At 59.0% G+C, this 19,053-nt stretch carries 15 protein-coding genes; 8 read left to right on the forward strand and 7 right to left on the reverse strand.

The genetic code is table 11. The features are described 5' to 3' along the window. Window position 1: 1 nt before the first annotated feature. Window positions 2–202: a DUF1656 domain-containing protein gene (locus tag C1X29_RS03295; RefSeq protein ID WP_085745740.1), complete on the reverse strand. Its 201-nt coding sequence runs from the start codon at window positions 200–202 to the stop codon at window positions 2–4. Beyond that, window positions 192–2,327, reverse strand: coding sequence for an FUSC family protein (locus C1X29_RS03300; RefSeq protein WP_102716859.1), 2,136 nt, complete (start codon window positions 2,325–2,327; stop codon window positions 192–194). Before C1X29_RS03300 ends, C1X29_RS03295 begins: the two co-directional genes overlap by 11 nt. Before the next feature lie 192 nt (window positions 2,328–2,519). On the opposite strand from C1X29_RS03300, the gene C1X29_RS03305 reads away from it, so the two are divergent. The 3 genes from C1X29_RS03305 to C1X29_RS03315 all read left to right on the forward strand — a co-directional run bounded on the left by C1X29_RS03305 (window position 2,520) and on the right by C1X29_RS03315 (window position 6,872). Continuing rightward, the gene (locus tag C1X29_RS03305) at window positions 2,520–3,575 is read left to right on the forward strand and encodes a tetratricopeptide repeat protein (protein ID WP_102716860.1); all 1,056 of its coding nucleotides are present in this window, start codon (window positions 2,520–2,522) and stop codon (window positions 3,573–3,575) included. 127 nt (window positions 3,576–3,702) lie between these two features. Continuing rightward, entirely contained in the window at window positions 3,703–5,205 is a 1,503-nt protein-coding gene (locus tag C1X29_RS03310; protein ID WP_102716861.1) for an ATPase domain-containing protein, read from the forward strand. After that, window positions 5,202–6,872 (forward strand): ATP-binding protein, encoded by a 1,671-nt coding sequence (locus C1X29_RS03315; protein ID WP_085745743.1) that lies wholly within the window; start codon window positions 5,202–5,204, stop codon window positions 6,870–6,872. The genes C1X29_RS03310 and C1X29_RS03315 overlap by 4 nt, the downstream gene beginning before the upstream one ends. Window positions 6,873–6,885: 13 nt before the next feature. Here the strand turns inward: C1X29_RS03315 and C1X29_RS03320 are convergent, their stop codons facing one another. Genes C1X29_RS03320 through C1X29_RS03340 form a run of 5 tightly spaced genes read right to left on the reverse strand, consistent with a single transcriptional unit; the run spans window position 6,886 to window position 13,430 of the window. Further along, a complete protein-coding gene (locus C1X29_RS03320) occupies window positions 6,886–7,263 on the reverse strand; it encodes a response regulator (protein WP_007954537.1) in 378 nt (125 codons plus the stop codon). A 44-nt stretch (window positions 7,264–7,307) separates the two neighbouring features. Further along, window positions 7,308–8,522 carry a hybrid sensor histidine kinase/response regulator gene (locus tag C1X29_RS03325; RefSeq protein WP_085603811.1) on the reverse strand — a complete coding sequence of 405 codons (1,215 nt, stop codon included), beginning with the start codon at window positions 8,520–8,522 and terminating at the stop codon, window positions 7,308–7,310. Next, entirely contained in the window at window positions 8,516–9,109 is a 594-nt protein-coding gene (locus C1X29_RS03330; protein WP_085745744.1) for a chemotaxis protein CheB, read from the reverse strand. Before C1X29_RS03330 ends, C1X29_RS03325 begins: the two co-directional genes overlap by 7 nt. Beyond that, on the reverse strand, window positions 9,106–9,939 hold the full coding sequence (locus C1X29_RS03335; RefSeq protein WP_085603817.1) for a protein-glutamate O-methyltransferase CheR: 834 nt from the start codon (window positions 9,937–9,939) through the stop codon (window positions 9,106–9,108). Before C1X29_RS03335 ends, C1X29_RS03330 begins: the two co-directional genes overlap by 4 nt. After that, window positions 9,939–13,430, reverse strand: coding sequence for a response regulator (locus tag C1X29_RS03340; RefSeq protein ID WP_085745745.1), 3,492 nt, complete (start codon window positions 13,428–13,430; stop codon window positions 9,939–9,941). The genes C1X29_RS03335 and C1X29_RS03340 overlap by 1 nt, the downstream gene beginning before the upstream one ends. 265 nt (window positions 13,431–13,695) lie before the next feature. Here C1X29_RS03340 and C1X29_RS03345 point away from each other — a divergent pair, with 265 nt between their 5' ends. The 5 genes from C1X29_RS03345 (at window position 13,696) to C1X29_RS03365 (ending at window position 19,039) form a co-directional block, all read left to right on the forward strand. Beyond that, window positions 13,696–14,061 carry a response regulator gene (locus tag C1X29_RS03345; protein ID WP_085745746.1) on the forward strand — a complete coding sequence of 122 codons (366 nt, stop codon included), beginning with the start codon at window positions 13,696–13,698 and terminating at the stop codon, window positions 14,059–14,061. A gap of 165 nt (window positions 14,062–14,226) precedes the next feature. Then, window positions 14,227–15,516, forward strand: a complete 1,290-nt coding sequence (locus tag C1X29_RS03350) for a glycosyltransferase (protein WP_102716862.1) — start codon at window positions 14,227–14,229, stop codon at window positions 15,514–15,516. A 153-nt stretch (window positions 15,517–15,669) separates the two neighbouring features. Further along, entirely contained in the window at window positions 15,670–16,545 is an 876-nt protein-coding gene (locus C1X29_RS03355; protein ID WP_102716877.1) for a phospholipase, read from the forward strand. A 52-nt stretch (window positions 16,546–16,597) separates the two neighbouring features. Beyond that, window positions 16,598–17,503 (forward strand): AraC family transcriptional regulator, encoded by a 906-nt coding sequence (locus tag C1X29_RS03360; protein WP_102716863.1) that lies wholly within the window; start codon window positions 16,598–16,600, stop codon window positions 17,501–17,503. 225 nt (window positions 17,504–17,728) lie between these two features. Continuing rightward, window positions 17,729–19,039, forward strand: coding sequence for a sugar ABC transporter substrate-binding protein (locus tag C1X29_RS03365; protein WP_102716864.1), 1,311 nt, complete (start codon window positions 17,729–17,731; stop codon window positions 19,037–19,039). Window positions 19,040–19,053: the final 14 nt, after the last annotated feature.

The raw sequence follows: 19,053 nt of genomic DNA on the forward strand, positions 1-19,053 counted from the left end.
TTCAGGCTCCCATCAGCAAAATCAGTGTGGCGCACACGCAGGCGTACAAGGCGCCCTCGAACAGCGCCTCATGCCAGACAAAACGCAGGACGCCAAGCCGGCGCAAACCCCAGTCGAGCAGCAGAAAAACCGGTATGGCCAGCAACAAGGCCTGGGCGATAGGAGGCAAGTAAACGCCGCCGATCTCGAAATCAATGGGCAAGGACGGACTCTCCTTCAGAACGGTCGGGCTGCAAATGTTCGCCATGCCGCTCCAGAAACGACACCACGATCAACAGGGCCACTCGCATGCGAAACACCGACCATAGGTGTTCATGGGTGGCGACATGCAAGGCATCCAGCTCATCGCCGAGCGAATGCAGCGTAGTCAGCAACGGTGTCAGGCGCACATCCGGTCGGCCGGCGACGAAACGACCGGTCTGACGCAGCGCCGGCGACAGCTGCCGACCGAAAGCGTCCGTGAGCAAGGCGTTGTTCTGTGCCTGTTGCCTCAGTTGGTGCATGGCCACGCCCAGCGCCACGCAGGCGAGACTGATTTCATACAGGCGCTGCATGTCCCGATCGTTGGCGGCGGGTAACACGCCCAGCATTGAAGTCAGGCGATCGACCATTCGACTTTCGAAGGCGAATTGCTCTTCGTCGGTAGCCGGGCTTTTTGTCAGTTGATAGACCTGCTCCCGCGCCTCGTTATAAAAGCGCCTGATTCGAAAGGCCGGGCGAAAAGGGAAGATCCAGGCGTAGACAATCAAAGCCAGCATCGCCGCACTGACATAGGCCCCGGCGAATTCGAACCATTGAATGGCGGTGTTCTGCCCGGTGCCGACGTTCTGCGGACCGAGCATCAGGAAACTCGACAGCCCCAGCCCCATTCCGATACCGGCGGTGGCCGGGCTGGACAGTCCGACCGCGATCACATACAGCAAAGGCGCGAGCAACAAGGCCAACATTTCGAAATCACTGATCGCCGGGACCAGCATGAACTGATAAAACGCCGAAACCACCAGGGCCAGTCCCAACCCTCGCGCGTAACTCTGCGCAGCAACCAACGGGCGCGGAAACGTCGCCATCAGCGAACACAGAATCCCCACCAGAATCATCCCGCCCCGCGCGCCGTCCCAGGCGGTTTCGATCCAGATCAGTCCGGCCACCAATAACGCGCTGAATGCGCGGATGGCGTTCATCGTCGCGAGCGTGAAATCCAGGTGCAAGGGGCTGGACTGGCCACGGAACATGCAGCTGGCCTCCCGGCCTTCCTGTATCGCATCGCTCAGTTCGAGAATCTGCTCCAGTTGCTGCAACAGCCGCGCCTGTTCCCAGCGCAATGCCCAGGCCAGCGAGCGCAGGGTTGCACTCATGTCTTCCGTCAGTTGTTCGGCCTTGTAGGCCAGCGCTTCGAATTGCTGTTGCAGCGCGACGAACTGGTGCCGCACCTCGGCTGGCAGTGAGCGTCCTTGCTGTGCGAGCTGATCAAGCAGTGCCAGCTCCTCGGCACGCAATTGCTGGATGTCCAGCGGCAGATCGCCCTCCCAGCGTTCGGTGAGCAGTTCCCGCTGGTGACGCAACGCGGTGAGGCGCGAGGTCAGCAGCATCAGCTGATTGCCCAGCAACAGCACCAGATTGTTGGCACTGCGCAGGCGTGGAGCATCGAAATACAAGTGCCGGCGCAGGCCTTCGAGGGCGCTGATCTCCCCCAGCAGCTGCATTTGCCGACGCTGAAAGTCCGCTTCGCTTTCTTCGGTGCGAAGCACAGCGGCGGCATGGGTGGCGGCGAGCTTGATCACCTGATCGACCTTCGCGAAATAGTTGCGTGATACCGCCTCGGGCCGCGCCGTCAGCAGGCTGACCACGCATACGCACGCCACCGCCAGCAAGGTTTCGGTAACCCGGGTCACCGCCAGCAGAAAGGTGCCGTCCTGATCCGGAATCGCCAGCAGCGCCACCACCACGGCGGTATACCCGCTCAACACGAACGCCTGGGAACTGGTGTAGCGCAGCAACGTGCCGCCCGCCGTGCACAGGGCCAGCCACAGCGCCAGGGTCGTGATGAACGGCAACGGCGCCTGGGGAAAGATCGCCATCAGCACCACCGCCACCACCGCGCCAAGGGTTGTCCCGATGATTTGTCCGAAGCTGCGTGCCAGCGCCATCCCGGCCAGTGGCTGGCTGATGATCACCACGGCCATGATCGACCACTTCGGCTGATCCAGGTCGAACAGGAACGCCAGGTACAAGGTCAGCAATCCGGCGGCAATGGTGCGTAAACCAAACAGCAGCACGGCCTGGCTGGGGTGGATCACCGCCTTGAAATAAACAAGCAGGGATTGCATGGGTAGCCTCTTCGAAACAACTTCTGCAAGCGTAGACACTGCATGGAGGGCATGACGGCAAACAGAGTCGACACAAGCTGTAGGTCGATTCAACGCCTGTAGTAGGCCATATCGGGCAGAGGGTTTGACTCACGGCGCGAGCTGACAGAAGCTTGCGACCTCCGCTACAAAACGAAAGTTTCGGAAATTCGCATGCCTCAGTCTCGCCGCTATTTGCTCATCAGCCTCGGCCTTGTGTTGGTCCTGCTCGTTGGGTGGCTGTCTTTTCGCAGCACAGTGCCGGTTGTGCCAGAAGCGATCAGGCATGGTTACAGTGAAGCGCTGGACGCCGCTCGTGCCGGTCAGCCGGGTGCCGCGCGGGTTCTGTATCAACAGCTGGGACGTCCGGATTTGTCCGCCAAGCGGCGGGTCTGGCTGCATGCCGAACTGCCCAACTACCCGAGTCCGCAAGCCTTGAAACTGGCGGATGCCGATCTGCAGCATGAATCTCCCGACGTGCGAATGGCAGCCATCAGGAGCGTGACCGGTCTGGTGCCCGGTGGCCAGCGCAGCCTGCTGCTCGGCCCGTTGCTCGAGGATGAAGATCAGAACGTTCGTTTTGCGGCAATCAACGCCCTGCTCGGCTTGTCGCCGGATCAACTGGGCCTGTATTTCGCCCCGCTTCAGCAAGGCATCGATGTGTGGGAGCAGGCGCTCAAGAGTCAGCCGGAAAGCGCCGCCAACTACGTGCAACTGGCGCGCCTGTATCTGCACAACGCCGAGTTGAAACAGGCACAGGAAGCGCTGGAACAGACCTTGCGTGTCGACCCCGGCAACCTGCCGGCGCTGGTGATGCAGATCGAAGTGCTCGATCGTCAGGGTCAGAGCGACGCCGCGCGACAATTGCTCGCCCGACAATTGAAGGCCCAGCCTGACTCGGCTTATCTGCAACATGCGCTGGGACTCTGGCTGCTGCACCACGATCAACGCGAGTACGCCCTGCTCGGTTTGTCCAAAGCCGTGGAGCTTGAGCCCGATAACAAGGACTATCGCTACGACCTCGCCACGACCCTGCACAGCGCCGAAGAACTGGAAGCGGCGCAAAAGCAGTTGCAGGAAATCGTCCAGCGTCATCCTGCCGATCGTAAGGCGCGGGTGTTGCTGATCAACTACTGGAAAGAAAGCGGTCAGTTGCAGAACGTGCAGATTCTGCTGGCGCAGCTCGAACAGATGAACCCGGACGATCCCTCTTTGCAGCAAGGCCTCTAGCGGCCTTCTCGACATCCCGCAAGAAAATCGGAACCGTCGTCACGGCAAAAGGTCAAGTAAACAGGCAGTGCCAAAACGGCGTCCGGCGCCCGCTGCCGCGTTTCCCCTAGTCATGAGAGGGCATTTTTTGTCTACATCGAACGCGTTGATCAGTGCAAAAGCCGCCACCGGCATCGAGGGTCTCGACGATATCCTGGCTGGTGGTTTGTCCCGCAGTCATGTTTTCTTGCTGGAGGGCGAGCCTGGAACCGGTAAAACCACAGTCGCGTTGCATTTTTTGCTGGCCGGCGCCCGTGCCGGCGAACGTTCGTTGTACATCACGCTGTCCGAAACCGAGCGCGAATTGCGCCAGGGCGCGGCGTCCCACGGTTGGGAACTGAACGAAAACATCGAAATTTTCGAGCTGACGCCGCCCGAAAGCCTGCTCAACGCCGAGCATCATCAGAGCCTTCTGTACTCCTCGGATCTTGAACTGGGCGAAGCGACCAAGCAGATTTTCGAAGTGGTCGAGCGGTTCAAACCCACGCGGGTCGTGCTCGACAGTCTCTCGGAAATCCGCCTGCTGGCGCAAAGCTCCCTGCGCTACCGTCGACAGATCCTGGCGATCAAGCATTACTTCGTGCGCTACGACGCCACGGTATTGCTGCTGGACGACCTGACCACCGAATCCCTCGACAAAACCGTTCACAGTGTCGCGCACGGCGTGATCCGCCTCGAAGAACTGACCCCCAACTATGGCGCCGAACGCCGTCGCGTGCGGGTGATCAAGTATCGTGGCCAGAAATACCGTGGCGGCTTCCATGACTTCACCATCATGGGCGATGGCGTGCACGTCTTCCCGCGTCTGGTGGCGGCGGAGCACCGGGGCGATTACCCGCGGTTGCAACTGTCCAGCGGCATCAAGGAAATGGACGCCCTGCTGGGTGGCGGTATCGAGACTGGCTCCAGCACGCTGATTCTGGGCCCGGCGGGGACCGGCAAATCCTTGATCACCATGATTTTCGCGGCAGCCGCCGTGGCGCGTGGTGAAAAGGCCGCGCTGTTCATTTTCGACGAAGAACTGGGCCTGCTATTCGAGCGCATGAATAACATCGGCATCGACCTCAAGGCCCTGCAGGCCACCGGCAATCTGCTGATCGAGCAGGTGGATGCTGCCGAGCTTTCTCCTGGCGAGTTTTCCCACCGGGTGCGACGCTGCGTCGATGAAGGTGACATCAAGACCGTTGTGATCGACAGCATCAACGGCTATCAGGCCGCGATGCCGGAAGAGAACGCGCTGGTACTGCACATGCACGAACTGTTGCTGTACCTGAACCGCAAGGGCGCCGCGACGTTCATGACCGTCGCCCAGCATGGACTGGTCGGCGACATGCAGGCTCCGGTCGACATCACGTACCTCGCTGACACGGTGATTCTGCTGCGCTACTTCGAAGCCCTCGGTAAAGTGCGTCGGGCGATTTCGATCATCAAGAAACGCACCGGCAGCCACGAATCGACCATTCGTGAATTCCGCATTTCCAAGCAAGGCATGACCATCGGTGAACCGCTGGAAGCCTTCCAGGGTGTGCTGCGCGGAGTCCCCACCTACCTCGGCGCGAGTAACCCGCTGCTCAAGGATGACAACTTGTGACACTCACCGTACCGCTGTCGGAACGGGCGTTGATTCTTGCGCCCCAGGGTCGCGACAGCCAAGTGGCGCTGATGATCCTCAACGAGGCCGGATACGGTGGCCTGATCACGCCCGATCTGGCCACCCTGTGCACCGAACTCGAGCCTGGCGCCGGGCTGCTGCTGATCGCGGCCGAGGCCCTGAATGGTCCGGAACTCGAAGGCCTGCTGCTGTACCTGGAGCAACAACCGGCGTGGTCTGACTTGCCAATTGTCTTGCTCACCCATCACGGAGGATCCGAACAAGGGCCCTCGTCGCAGCTCAGCAAATTACTGGGCAACGTGACGTTCCTTGAACGCCCTTTTCATCCGGCAACGTTGGTCAGCCTCATTTCCACCGCCCTGCGCGGGCGACGACGACAATACGAAGCCCGCGATCGCCTGATCGATCTGAGCAATAGCGAACGGCGCCTGCAATCGACCCTCGAAACCCTCGAGCAACAAGTCGAAGAGCGCACCGCACAGCTGCGGCACAACGAGGAAGCCCTTCGACAGTCGCAGAAGATGGAAGCGGTCGGCCAGCTCACCGGCGGTATCGCCCACGACTTCAACAACATGCTGACCGGCATCATCGGCAGTCTTGAATTGCTACGCCGTCGGTTGGCCCGTGGCCGCCTGGATGATCTCGACAGCCTGATCGACCTCGGTGTGACTTCGGCCAACCGCGCCGCCGGCCTGACCCATCGGCTGCTGGCGTTTTCCCGTCGCCAGTCGCTGGACTCCAAAGCCGTGCATATGAACGATCTGGTGCAGTCGATGGGCGAGCTGCTGCAACGCAGCCTCAACGAAAGCATTCAGCTGGACATGCGTCTGCACGAAAAATTGTGGGTGGCCGAGGCCGACCCCAATCAATTGGAAAGCGCCCTGCTCAACCTTGTCATCAACGCGCGCGACGCAATGCCCGACGGCGGCAATCTGGTGGTCGAGACGAAGAATCAGGTGCTGGATCGCGACTACACCGCGACCTATAGCAATCTGGAGCCCGGTGATTACGTCGTATTGAGCGTGACTGACAATGGCTGCGGCATGCCGGAAAGCGTCATCAATCGCGCGTTCGACCCGTTTTTCACCACCAAGCCAATCGGCCAGGGCACGGGGCTGGGTCTGTCGATGATTTATGGCTTCAGCAAGCAATCCGGTGGTCATGTGTCGATCGACAGCAAAATCGATGAGGGCACCACAGTCAAACTCTATCTGCCGCGCTTCCAGGGTGAATCACTGCCTCACGCACCGGTTGACATGGAGCAGGCGCCGGACGCCGTGGAAGGCGAAACCGTATTGATTGTCGAGGACGACCCGGCCGTGCGCGTGCTGGTCAGTGCGGTATTGAGTGAATTGGGTTACAGGTTTGTCGAGGCCGGCGACGCTGACGGTGCCATGCCGATTCTGGATTCGGAGCAACGCATCGATCTGCTGATCAGTGACGTCGGCCTGCCGGGCATGAACGGTCGGCAACTGGCGGAAATCGGCCGGCAATACCGGCCAGACTTGAAGGTCCTGTTCATCACCGGTTATGCCGAGCACGCGGCGGTGCGCGGCGGCTTCCTCGACTCTGGCATGCAGATGATCACCAAGCCGTTCACCTTCGATCTGTTGACGGCGAAGGTGCGGGAAATGATCAAGAGCTGAGGCGGTTGACGCCTCAGGCCAGCAGTTCCTGAATCTTCTCCTGCAACACATCCAGATCGAACGGTTTTTCCAGGATCGGTGCCCGACGAGTGATCGGGCTGCCGGTCTCGCGGATTTCCTGCGGATAGCCGCTGATGAAGATCACCTTCAGATCCGGGCGCAATTTGACGGCAGGCTCGGCGATCTGCACGCCGGAGATCCCGCCAGGCAGGCGGAAATCAGTAATCAACATGTCCAGATGCGGCTTGCTCGCCAGAATCTCGAACGCCTGCTCGCCGTTTTCGGCCTGCAATACGCGATAGCCCTGGCCTGACAAATAATCGGTCAGGACCATCAGGATCACCGGTTCGTCCTCGACGACGAGTACTACATCTTGTGCATCTACGCTCATGGGAAGCCTTTGTTCGGTCAATAGCTGCTGATACGACCGTGTGGTCACTCAGAGGTTGCGTTTGTTTTGCCGTTTTCCTGGAGCGGCAGACAAACGCGAAACAGGGCGCCCTCGTTGATCTTGCTTTCGACGACGATGGAGCCGCCATGGGCGGCGACGATCTGCTCGGAAATGAACAGACCCAGCCCGAGGCCGGCCACCACCGTCTTGGCGGAGACCCGTTCGAACTGTTGAAAAATGCGTTTCTGGTTCTCCTCGCTGATGCCGATGCCCTGATCCTGAACTTCGACCCGAGCCTCATTGCCTTCGCGATAAACCCGAACCTGGATCGGACTTTTGCCGCCATAACGCAACGCGTTGGTCAGCAGGTTCGACACCACCTGCTCGATACGGAATTCATCCCACTGCCCTTCCACCGGCTCGGTCGCGGTGAAGCTGACTTCGGTCTCGGCAGCTTCGATCTGCTGGGCGAAATTCTCCAGCAGAGTGCCCACCAGTTGCGCGAGATCGAAGCGACTCGGTCGGATCGACAGCTTGCCGGTGCGGATCCGCGACACGTCGAGCATGTCCTCGATCAGCCGGATCAGGCTTTTGATCTGGCGCTCGTCGCGGTCGACCATGGCGTGCATCTTGTCGAGGGTGAACGCGGCGGCGTTGTCCCGGGCCAGGTGCATCTTGCGCAGTTGGGTCTCGAGGATCAGGCCGTTGAGCGGCGTGCGCACTTCGTGGGCGACGATCGACATGAAATCGTCACGCATGCGCACCGCCTGCTCCAGTTCGCCCTGGGTGCTTTGCAGTTGCTGCAGCAGCGCTTCCTGTTCGCGACGACTCTGCTCCAGGGCTTCGACCTGTTGCTTCATCGCCTTGCTCTGGCGGTACAGGTCGACGAAGACGTTGACCTTGCTCTTCACCGCATGGATATCCAGCGGCTTGTGCAGGAAGTCCACAGCACCGCTTTCATAGCCTTTGAACGCGTAATTGAGTTCACGGCCGGCGGCGCTGACGAAGATGATCGGGATGTTTTTGGTTTTCTCGGTACCACGCATCAGCTCGGCCAGCTCGAAGCCGTTCATGCCGGGCATCTGCACGTCGAGGATGGCCATGGCGAATTCGTGTTGCAGCAGCAGCGACAGTGCTTCGTCCGCCGACAATGCTTTGTAGACGGTGCGATCCTCACGTTTGATCAGCGCTTCGAGGGCCAGCAGGTTCTCGGGCAGATCGTCGACGATCAGCAGTTTTGCCTGGATATTACTCAGCATGCGATTCGTTCCAGCTCGACAAGCAGACGGCCGATGCCGTTTATGGGAAGGATGTAATCCGGTTGATGCGTTTTCAGTGCCGCGCGAGGCATGGTGGCGACCTGCGCCTCGTCGGGGTCCTGCACGATGGTCAGGCCGCCCAGGCGTTTGACTTGCGCCAGGCCCCGTGCGCCATCGTGGTTGGCGCCGGTCAGCAACACGGCGGCCAGCGCCGGCCCGTAGGCATCGGCGGCGGATTCGAACAGAAAGTCGATCGAAGGCCGCGAATGATGCAGGCGGTCTTCAAGGCTCAGCGACAGGCTGAAATCCTGTTCTACCGACAAGTGATAACCCGGCGTCGCGAAATACACGGTGCCGGGGGTGATGTCCTGCTTGTCGATGGCCTCTGCGACCGGCAGCGCCACTCGCCGGGCAAACACCTCGGCGAGCTGGCTGCGGCGCTCTTCCGGCAAATGCAGGACGATGATGATCGGCAGACCGAACCCGGCACGCAGTGAACCAAGCAAGGTCAGCAAAGCCTCAACGCCACCGGCGGAAGCTCCGACCACAATCGCCCCGACACGAGGCAAATCCGCTGCACTGTTCATGATTTACGGTAGATCCGTTCTTGTTTCACCAGCGGTTCGAACTGGTTGGAGTAGCCGGAAAAATCCAAAGTTTCCTTGCTGCCCAAGACCAGGAATCCACGGTGGCACAATGATTCATGGAACAACCCGAACGCTCGATCCTGAAGTTTTTTGTTGAAGTAAATCAACACGTTACGACACGAAATTAATTGAGTTTCGGAGAATACACTATCGGTCGCCAGGCTGTGATCGGCGAAGGTCACGTTCTCGCACAGGCTCTTGTCGAAAATCGCGTAGCCATAGGCTGCAGTGTAGTAGTCGGCAAACGAGCGCTGACCGCCGGCCTGCTGATAGTTGGCGGTGTAGGCGCGCACGTTCTCCATCGAAAAGATCCCCTGCTTGGCCTTGTCCAGCGAGCGCGGGTTGATGTCGGTGGCGTAGATGATCGTGCGGTCGAGCAGGCCTTCTTCGCGCAGCAGGATCGCCATCGAGTAGACCTCCTCGCCGGTGCTGCAGCCGGCGATCCAGATCTTGATCGACGGATAGGTCTTGAGCAGCGGCACTACTTCCTGACGGATCGCCAGGAAGTGCGACGGATCGCGGAACATCTCGCTGACCGGGATCGTCAGCAATTGCAGCAACTGCATGAACGCCGTCGGGTCGTGCAGGACTTTCTCCTGCAAGGCCGAGATGGTCGCGCACTCGAACTGGCTCAGCGCGTGTTGCACCCGGCGCTTGATCGAGGCGCCGGAGTAATCGCGAAAGTCATAGCTGTACTTGAGATAAATCGCCTCAATCAACAGCCGCAGTTCGATTTCACTGTTTCGTTCAACGGGATTACTACGTTCCACTAAATGCGTTCCATCTTCGGCAACCACACGCGAATCAGCGAGAACAGGCGATCCAGGTCAATGGGCTTGGCCAGGTAATCATTGGCGCCCGCCTGCAGGCAGCGCTCCTGATCGTCCTTCATGGCCTTGGCCGTCACCGCGATGATCGGCAGCTTGCGCCAGCGCGGATCCTTGCGGATTTCCATGGTGGCTTCGAAACCATCCATTTCCGGCATCATCACGTCCATCAGCACCAGGTCGATGTCCTCGACTTCATTCAGTTTTTCAATCGCTTCACGGCCGTTACGGCCGATCACCACGACTGCACCCTTGGTTTCCAGCGCACTGGTCAGGGCGAAGATGTTGCGCACATCGTCGTCCACCAGCAGCACTTTGCGACCCTCGAAGACCTTGTCGCGGCTGCGGGCGGTCTTGAGCATCTTCTGCCGTTCATGGGACAACTGCGATTCGACTTTGTGCAGAAAGAGTGTGACCTCGTCCAGCAGGCGTTCCGGCGAGCGGGCGCCTTTGATGATGATCGAGCGCGAATACTTGCGCAGTTCGGCTTCTTCGTCGCGGGTCAGGTTGCGTCCTGTGTAGACAATGACCGGCGGGAACGAGCAAATATCCTCGGTCGACATGCGCTTGAGCAGGTCGTTGCCGAGCATGTCCGGCAGCTTCAGGTCGATGACCATGCAATCGAAGATCGTTGTGCGCAGCAGTTCCAGTGCGTCTTGCGCCAGGCCGACAGCAGTGATTTCGATGTCGTCATCACCGATCAGACGGGCGATGCTTTCGCGTTGCAGATCGTCGTCCTCCACCAGCAGCACGCGTTTGACCTTTTGGGTCAGCTTGGCCTCGAGACGGGCGAACACGTCCTTGAGCTCTTCGCGGGTAGTCGGCTTGACCGCATAACCGATGGCGCCCATGTGCATCGCCGCTTCGACGCGGTCTTCCACGGAAATCACGTGCACCGGGATATGGCGGGTTTCGGCGTGTTCTTTCAGGCGTTGCAGAACGGTCAGGCCCGAATGATCCGGCAGGCGCATGTCCAGCAGGATCGCGTCCGGCACGAATTCTTTCGCCAGGTCGTAACCTTCATCGGCGCCGTGGGCGACCAGGCACTGATAGCCCAGTTCATGGGCCAGGTCGTAGAGGATGTGAGCGAAATTCGGCTCGTCTTCCACCACCAGAATGCAGCGGGTAGTGAACGGTGCCTTGTTGCGGTCGTCGTTGAAGCGCGGGATGTCTACGGGCGCCAAAGGCGAAACCGCTGCGACAGGGGCGATGACCGGCGCAGAGGCCGGCGGGCTGAAGGTCAGCGGTGCAACCGGCGTATCACCTGGTTCGTTGTATTGCTGCGGCAATACCAGCGTAAAGGTGCTGCCCTGCCCCGGCGCGCTGCTGACGCTGATCGAGCCACCCAGCAAGGTCGCCAGATCCCGGGAAATCGACAGGCCCAGGCCAGTGCCACCGTATTTGCGGTTGGTGGTGCCGTCGGCCTGGCGGAAGGCTTCGAAAATGCTTTCCTGCTGATCCTGCGCAATCCCGATCCCCGAGTCGCGCACAATGAAAGCGATGCGATCGTCCGGCTGGCCGGCGATGGTCAGGCTGACCGTGCCCTGCTCGGTGAATTTTACGGCGTTGGACAACAGGTTCTTGATTATCTGTTCCAGACGCTGGCGGTCGGTGAACAGAGTGATGGGCGCATCGGGCTGCAATTCGACGGTGAACGTCAGTTTCTTGTCCGCCGCCAACGGTTCGAACACGCTGCGCAGGCCATCGGCCAGGCGCGCGACACTGGTGTTTTCCGGCATCACTTCGAGTTTGCCGGCTTCCACCTTGGAAATATCGAGAATGTCGTTGATCAGGTTGAGCAGATCGTTGCCGGCGGAATAGATCGATTCGGCAAATTTGACCTGCTCGGCACTGAGGTTGTCCTGCGGGTTTTCTGCCAGCAGCTTGGCCAGGATCAGCGAACTGTTGAGCGGCGTGCGCAGCTCGTGGGACATGTTGGCGAGGAATTCGGATTTGTACTTGCTCGAACGCTGCAGCTCTTCGGCGCGTTCTTCGAGTTGTGCCTGGGCCTGATTGAGCTCGGTGTTCTTCTGATCCATGGCGTCGCGCTGCTCGGCCAGGGTCTGGGCCTGTTCGGCCAGTTGCTCGTTGGTCTGTTCCAGCTCGACTTGCTGGGTTTCCAGATGGGCCTGGGATTCCTTGAGAATGCGCGACTGCTCCTCCAACTCTTCATTGGCGGTTTTCAACTCTTCCTGCTGCACCTGCAACTCTTCATTGAGTTGCTGGGTTTCGGCCAGCACTTCCTGCAGACGCTGGCGATAGCGCGCCGCTTCGATGGACGTACCAATGTTGCCGGCGATCAGTTCCAGCAGCGCCACGTCGCGATCGGTGAGCGGACGCAGGAAACCGAGCTCGATCACACCGTTGACTCGTTCGTCATCACTGGTAGGCACCACCAGCACACTGTGCGGCAGGCCTTCACCCAAGCCGGAACTGACCTTGAAGTAGTCGGAAGGCACCGAATCGAGACGAATCAGCCGAGCCTGCTGGGCGACCTGCCCGACAAGGCCTTCATCGCTGTAGATCACTTGATTCTGTTGTTCCTGTTCGCGGGAGAATCCGTAAGTCGCCACGCGTTTGAGGCCGCCATGTTCCTCGCGCACATACAACGCGGCCACGGCGGTGCCGAGGTACTGGGCGCAGAATTGCAGAATATTGCGCCCCAGCAGATTGACCGTCAGTTGCCCCAGCACTTGCTCGGCGAGCTGGGTCTGGCCGTTGCGCAACCAGGCTTGCTGTTCCAGACGTTTTGCACTGGCCTCTTGCGCCGCCAGGGTCGCGCCATAGCTTTGCGACAGGTTGACCAGATCGCGCCGACCGACATAGGCCAGCAGACCGCTGATGCCGGCCACGAACAGCAGATAAAGGCTAATGCTCCAGATCGTGGTGCGGCGCACGTCTTCGTTGCGTGAAGCTCGCAGCAACTGCTCGGTTTCAATTACATCTTCGAACTGTTTACGTATTTCGTCGGTCAGGCGCTTGCCCTTCCCCGCTTTGACCGCGGACTTGTAATCACCGCTCGCGCGTTGCAGATCGATCATCGACTGCGCATACGTCGCCCACTCGGTTTGCAGCGCCTGAAGACGACGCAGGCGGTCGGTTTGAGCCGGATTGTCGGCAGTCAGTTCAAGCAAGGTATTCAGTGCCACGGCGATGCGGGGCTTGGCCGTCTCGTACGGGTCGAGGAAGTGCTCGTCGCCGCTGAGCAGATACCCGCGCATGCCGGTTTCCAGATCCACGGTGAGTTTCACCGCTTCGTTGGCGTTATTGATCACCCGGTCGGTGTGTTCCACCCACTGAATCACGGACAACAAATAGGTGATCAATGAGATGAAAAACACCGCACTGATCACGCCGACGCCCAACGGCAAACTGACGTTGCGGCTCAAGAGTTTGCGAAACCGTTGCTCATCAACCGAAGACGGAGAGGACATGTGGCAGCCTTGTCGAACTGGTGAAAACCAGGGAGTTTGCCCCAAAACGGCACCATGGATCCATTTTTCTCACAGCTTTAGTACTGTTTTCCCACAATTGCCTGCGCCTAATCCAAGGCCAACGGTTATCCTTGCCCCCCCCCGTTTGCGCCTATTCTTTTTTGTATCCATTCGGGAACTTGTGGCTATGCGCCACTTACTCATGCAAGAGCCCGGCATTTTTGATCGACCGGTGCCCCGTCCCCCATTCTTGAGAGCCGCCATTATGTCCAGCCCTGTGTCCACCATCCTTGTAGTAGAAGACGATGCCATCGTGCGCATGCTGATCGTCGACGTGCTGGAGGAATTGGAGTTCAAGGTCCTGGAAGCGGACGGCAGCGAACAGGCGCTGGAAATCCTCAAGGACGTGAACCAGCACATCGACCTGATGATGACCGACGTCGGCCTGCCGATCATGGATGGCCGTCAACTGGCCACCGAAGCCCGCAACATTCGCCCCGCCCTGCCGATTCTGTTTGCCAGCGGTTATGCAGAAACGATTGAAGTACCGAAGGACATGCACGTAATCGGCAAGCCTTTTTCCATTGATCAACTGCGTGACAAGGTCAAATCCGTACTCGGGCAATCCTGAACGCGAGACTTCAATACCTGAATGACGCTGTCACGCGCCCTGCCGGTGGTCTTCTTGCTCGGTCTTGCCCGATGCACACCCAATAAACACGGATCACCCGACACGTGGATTATGGTCTAATCCGCGCGCCTTTTTTCCGTCTCTTCGTTTCAGGAACCGTTTCTCATGAGTCAGCCCGCAACCAAAGTCCTCGTCATTGGTTACGTCTGGCCGGAACCCCGCTCCTCCGCTGCGAGCGGGCATGTGATGCAGATTCTCGAGACGTTCCTGCAACAGGGCTGGCAAATCACTTTTGCCAGCCCGGCCGGCACTGGCGAACACCGCGCCGACCTGACCGCGCTGGGCATCCGCGAAGTCCCGATCGAACTGAACAACAGCAGTTTCGACACATTCATCAGCGAACTGATGCCGGATATCGTGTTGTTCGACCAGTTCATGATCGAAGAGCAATTCGGCTGGCGCGTGGAGAAACATTGCCCCGATGCCCTGCGGGTACTGGAAACCTCGGACCTGCAAAGCTTGCGGCATGCACGGCATCAGCGGTTGAAGAACCGGCTGAAGCTCAGCGATGACGCCAACGACTTCGCTGAGCTATTTGCCCCGGCGCTGGCTGAAGAGTTCGAGCTGATGGCGGACACCGATCTGGCCAAACGCGAGATCGCCGCCCTGTATCGCTGCGACCTGAACCTGATGATCTCGCAGTTGGAAATCGAGTTGCTGGTGCAGCAGTTCAAGCTGCCGCCCGAGCTGTTGCACTGGTGTCCCTTGATGGTCGAGCCACCGAGTACGCCAGCGAAACCCTTCGAGGAGCGCGCGCATTTCCTCAGTATCGGCAACTTCCGTCACGCGCCGAACTGGGACGCCGTGTTGTGGATGAAATCCACCGTCTGGCCGCTGATCCGCGAGCAACTGCCAAAAGCCCAATTGCATCTGTACGGCGCCTACACGCCGCCCAAGGCAGCAGCACTGCACAATGCCGCGCAGGGTTTTCACATCATGAACTGGGCCGAGGATGCGTTGCAGGTCATGTCCGATGCGCGCATCTGCCTGGCGCCCTTGCGTTTTGGCGCCGGAATCAAGGGCAAATTGATTGATGCCATGCTCTGCGGCACACCGAGTGTCACCACGCCGATCGGGGCTGAAGGCATGCATACCGATCAGCCATGGCCGGGGGCGATCTGCCGCACCGCGCAGGATCTGGCCAATGCCGCAGTGAAGCTTTATAGCGATGACATTGCCTGGCAAGCGGCCCGGTCCCATGGGCAAACGCTACTCGAGGACGTTTATCAGCAAGCGATACATGGTCCGGCATTAATCAATAAACTGTTGGACTGCCGTAAAAATCTTGCTCAACTAAGAAGGAACAATTTCACCGGCAGCATGCTGCGACATCATTCACATAAAAGTACGCAATACATGGCGCAGTGGATTGAAGCAAAAAACCTGAACAAGTAATTCGCTCTCGAAATGTATAAACACAAGAGCCAATAAATTGCATCAATCCATCGTTGGCAAATAAACAAATTAAACACTATAAACATCCTGCCTTCACCACTCTCATCATTTGAAAGTGGTGCAATCAATCAACTAGTGCAGGATGCATACATGATCGACAACAACAACTTCGCCACCCATGACTGGATGGCGGCGACACCTTCCATCGATTCTCTTTCCATTTCTGAGCTGACGCTGCCAGGAACCCACAACGCCGGCAGCGACTGGCGCGCCGACTATCCAGTTTTCGGCCCACCCCGCCACTGGCTCGCCTGCCAGCATGATTCGTTCCACGCTCAGCTACACCATGGCGCAAGGGTGCTGGACATTCGCCTGATCTACGACTCCAAGGCAGAAGGCGTCGGCAAGTTTCGTGCTCACCATGGCGGGCACCGCAACTCCCGAACCCTGGGGAACCTGATCACCGACCTGGAAAGTTTCCTGAAACAAAACCCGGATGAGTTCATTGTTCTTGACTTCCATAGTCTGGATGGCAACGACTTCGATTATGTCTATTTCAATAACATGATGATTCACTTTCTCGGCCACCGTTTGATTCCGAGTCGAAATCTGAGTGCCAGCCTCGGCCAGCTTAAACAAATCAACAATGAGCAACGTATATTCGTTGCCGCCCGTTCGCACTGGCAACTGGATCGCAGCGTGTTCATCGATTACATCAACCATCAATGGTCGGGTAACGACCTGACCGGAACGGCGGAACTGAAGCAATTCATCGGCAATGTCCTGAAGTCCCCACCGGGCTCCTGGAAACCCTGGTCGTTGTCCGCCACCAGTTACACGGCGCTGGGCGGGCCGGTCGATATTCATAAGGAGTTGAACGAGTGGTTCGACCCGAACAACAGTGACTGGGCAATGAAGTGCAACGTGATCAACGTCGACTTCATCGAAGAGACCAACATCGTGTCGTTCTGCCGGGCAGTGAATCAGACGAAGGCGCACCTGCGCCCTGCTGATCGCCTACTGGCGTAACGGCCGCGCAAAGAGGCATGATCGCCGGGCGATAACAAAAAAGCGTCCGACCATGACCCGAACAGCCCGCGTCACCGACCCTTCCTATGAACTGATGGATGACCACAACGGGTTATCCATCATCTATCGCCAGCATGGTTTCCCCTGCCCGCTGGTGCGCTGGCACTTTCACAAGGAATACGAGCTGCACCTGATCGTCGCCAGTTCGGGCAAGGTGTTCATCGGCGATTACATCGGCAACTTCTACCCGCAGACGCTGTTCCTGACCGGGCCCAATCTGCCGCACAACTGGATCAGCCAGGTGGCCGAAGACGAGGCGGTCGAGAAACGCGACATGCTGGTCAACTTCACCGATGAGTTGTTCGAAAGCGGTCATCAGGTGTTCGCCGAACTCAAGACCCTGGCGCCACTGCTTGAGCGTGCGCAGTACGGCATCGAATTCCGCTCCCCGCAGACAATCCGTCAGGCCATGACCCTGATGCAACGCATCGCCGATTCAACCGGCATCACCCGTCTCGGGCATTTTTTCATCCTGATGGAATTGCTGGCGGCCTGCGACGACTACCAACTGCTGTCCGGCGCAACCACCCCGCAACTGGCCGACGAGCACAACATCGACCGCACCAACCGCGCGGTGGATTACATCTTCGCCCACTACGCCCGCGAACTACCCCTTGAGGAGGTCGCCGAGCACCTGGGCATGAAACCCACCTATTTCAGCCGCGTGTTCAAGCAGGCGACCGGGCGCAACTTCATCGAATTCGTCAATCGCCTGCGCATCAGTAAATCCTGCGAGTTGCTGGCTGATGGCGACAAGCCGGTGACCGAAGTGTGCTTTGAGTCGGGCTTCAATAATATTTCCAATTTCAATCGGCGCTTTCAGCAGCTCAAAGGCATGACGCCTTCGCATTACCGGCGGCTGGTGGTGCAGCGCCTGACCGAGCAAAACCACGGCTGAACAGGAAAATCTGTACGGTTTCGCGCCTCTCGCCCTGCTGAAACGCCCTTCCCTGCGTTTATCGCGCCAATCCAGAGTGCAAAAAAGTATCGATTCGAGTGCTAGGGATGATTTGTCAGCCCTGCGCCAGAAGGCTGTAATCAGTGCACATTCTTCCCCCGCCGGAAGAACACAAAAACAATAACTGTCCTTCTGCCCCCGCCGGGTGCAGAAAAGGAGTGCACGATGCAACCCACTGCAAAAGCTCTGCTGGCCCTCACCTGCATGACCCTCAGCAGCGTCAGCCTTGGCGCCCAGACCCTGACCATCGCCACCGTCAACAACAGCGACATGATCCGCATGCAAAAGCTCTCGAAAAACTTCGAGACCGAGCATCCGGACATCAAGCTCAATTGGGTGGTGCTGGAAGAAAACGTTCTGCGTCAGCGCCTGACCACCGACATCGCCACCCAGGGCGGTCAGTTCGACGTGTTGACCATCGGCATGTACGAAGCCGCACTCTGGGGTGCCAAGGGTTGGCTGGAGCCGATGAAGGATCTGCCGGCCAGCTACGCCCTCGATGACGTGTTCCCGTCCGTACGCGAAGGCCTGTCAGTCAAGGGTTCGCTGTACGCCCTGCCGTTTTACGCTGAAAGCTCGATCACCTACTACCGCACCGACCTGTTCAAGGACGCCGGCCTGACCATGCCGGAGCGTCCAACCTGGGAACAGATTGCCGGCTTCGCCGAAAAACTCACCCACAAGGACAAGGAGCAGTACGGCATCTGCCTGCGCGGCAAGGCCGGCTGGGGCGAGAACATGGCGCTGATCACCACCGTGGCCAACGCTTACGGCGCGCGCTGGTTTGATGAGCAGTGGAAACCGGAATTCAATGGTCCGGAATGGAAGAACGCACTGAACTTCTACGTCGACACCATGAAGAAATCCGGCCCGCCGGGCGCCTCCAGCAACGGTTTCAACGAAAACCTCGCCCTGTTCAACAGCGGCAAATGCGCAATGTGGGTCGATGCCAGCGTCGCCGGCTCGTTCGTCACCGACAAGACTCAAAGCAAGGTCGCCGATCACGTCGGCTTCACCTACGCGCCGCATCAGGTCACCGACAAAGGCTCGGCGTGGCTGTACTCGTGGGCGCTGGCGATTCCGACCAGTTCCAAGGCCAAGGACGCCGCCAAAGAATTCAGCGCCTGGGCCACCTCAAAGGAATACGGCGAACTGGTCGCCAAGACCGACGGCATCGCCAACGTTCCGCCGGGCACTCGCGCCTCGACCTACAGCGATGCTTACATGAGCGCCGCGCCGTTTGCCAAGGTCACGCTGGAATCGCTGAAAGCGGCTGACCCGAGCAAACCCTCCCTCAAGCCTGTGCCTTACATCGGCATCCAGCTGGTGACCATTCCCGAGTTTCAGGGGATCGGCACTCAGGTCGGCAAGCTGTTCTCCGCCGCACTGATCGGCCAGACCACGGTCGACCAGGCGCTGACCGCCGCCCAGCAAACCACCGAACGCGAGATGAAGCGCGCGGGTTATCCGAAGTAATCCTGCGAAAGCCT

The sequence above is a fragment of the Pseudomonas sp. GW456-12-10-14-LB2 genome (genome assembly GCF_002884345.1).
GTDB classification, from domain to species: Bacteria; Pseudomonadota; Gammaproteobacteria; order Pseudomonadales; family Pseudomonadaceae; genus Aquipseudomonas; species Aquipseudomonas paraglycinae.

What these genes read in the sequence shown, in the direction of transcription:
- C1X29_RS03300 (WP_102716859.1), bottom strand. Translation starts at nt 2,327, where the DNA reads ATGCAATCCCTGCTTGTTTATTTCAAGGCGGTGATCCACCCCAGCCAG.
- C1X29_RS03305 (WP_102716860.1), top strand. Translation starts at nt 2,520, where the DNA reads ATGCCTCAGTCTCGCCGCTATTTGCTCATCAGCCTCGGCCTTGTGTTG.
- C1X29_RS03320 (WP_007954537.1), bottom strand. Translation starts at nt 7,263, where the DNA reads ATGAGCGTAGATGCACAAGATGTAGTACTCGTCGTCGAGGACGAACCG.
- C1X29_RS03325 (WP_085603811.1), bottom strand. Translation starts at nt 8,522, where the DNA reads ATGCTGAGTAATATCCAGGCAAAACTGCTGATCGTCGACGATCTGCCC.
- C1X29_RS03330 (WP_085745744.1), bottom strand. Translation starts at nt 9,109, where the DNA reads ATGAACAGTGCAGCGGATTTGCCTCGTGTCGGGGCGATTGTGGTCGGA.
- C1X29_RS03340 (WP_085745745.1), bottom strand. Translation starts at nt 13,430, where the DNA reads ATGTCCTCTCCGTCTTCGGTTGATGAGCAACGGTTTCGCAAACTCTTG.
- C1X29_RS03345 (WP_085745746.1), top strand. Translation starts at nt 13,696, where the DNA reads ATGTCCAGCCCTGTGTCCACCATCCTTGTAGTAGAAGACGATGCCATC.
- C1X29_RS03350 (WP_102716862.1), top strand. Translation starts at nt 14,227, where the DNA reads ATGAGTCAGCCCGCAACCAAAGTCCTCGTCATTGGTTACGTCTGGCCG.
- C1X29_RS03360 (WP_102716863.1), top strand. Translation starts at nt 16,598, where the DNA reads ATGACCCGAACAGCCCGCGTCACCGACCCTTCCTATGAACTGATGGAT.
- C1X29_RS03365 (WP_102716864.1), top strand. Translation starts at nt 17,729, where the DNA reads ATGCAACCCACTGCAAAAGCTCTGCTGGCCCTCACCTGCATGACCCTC.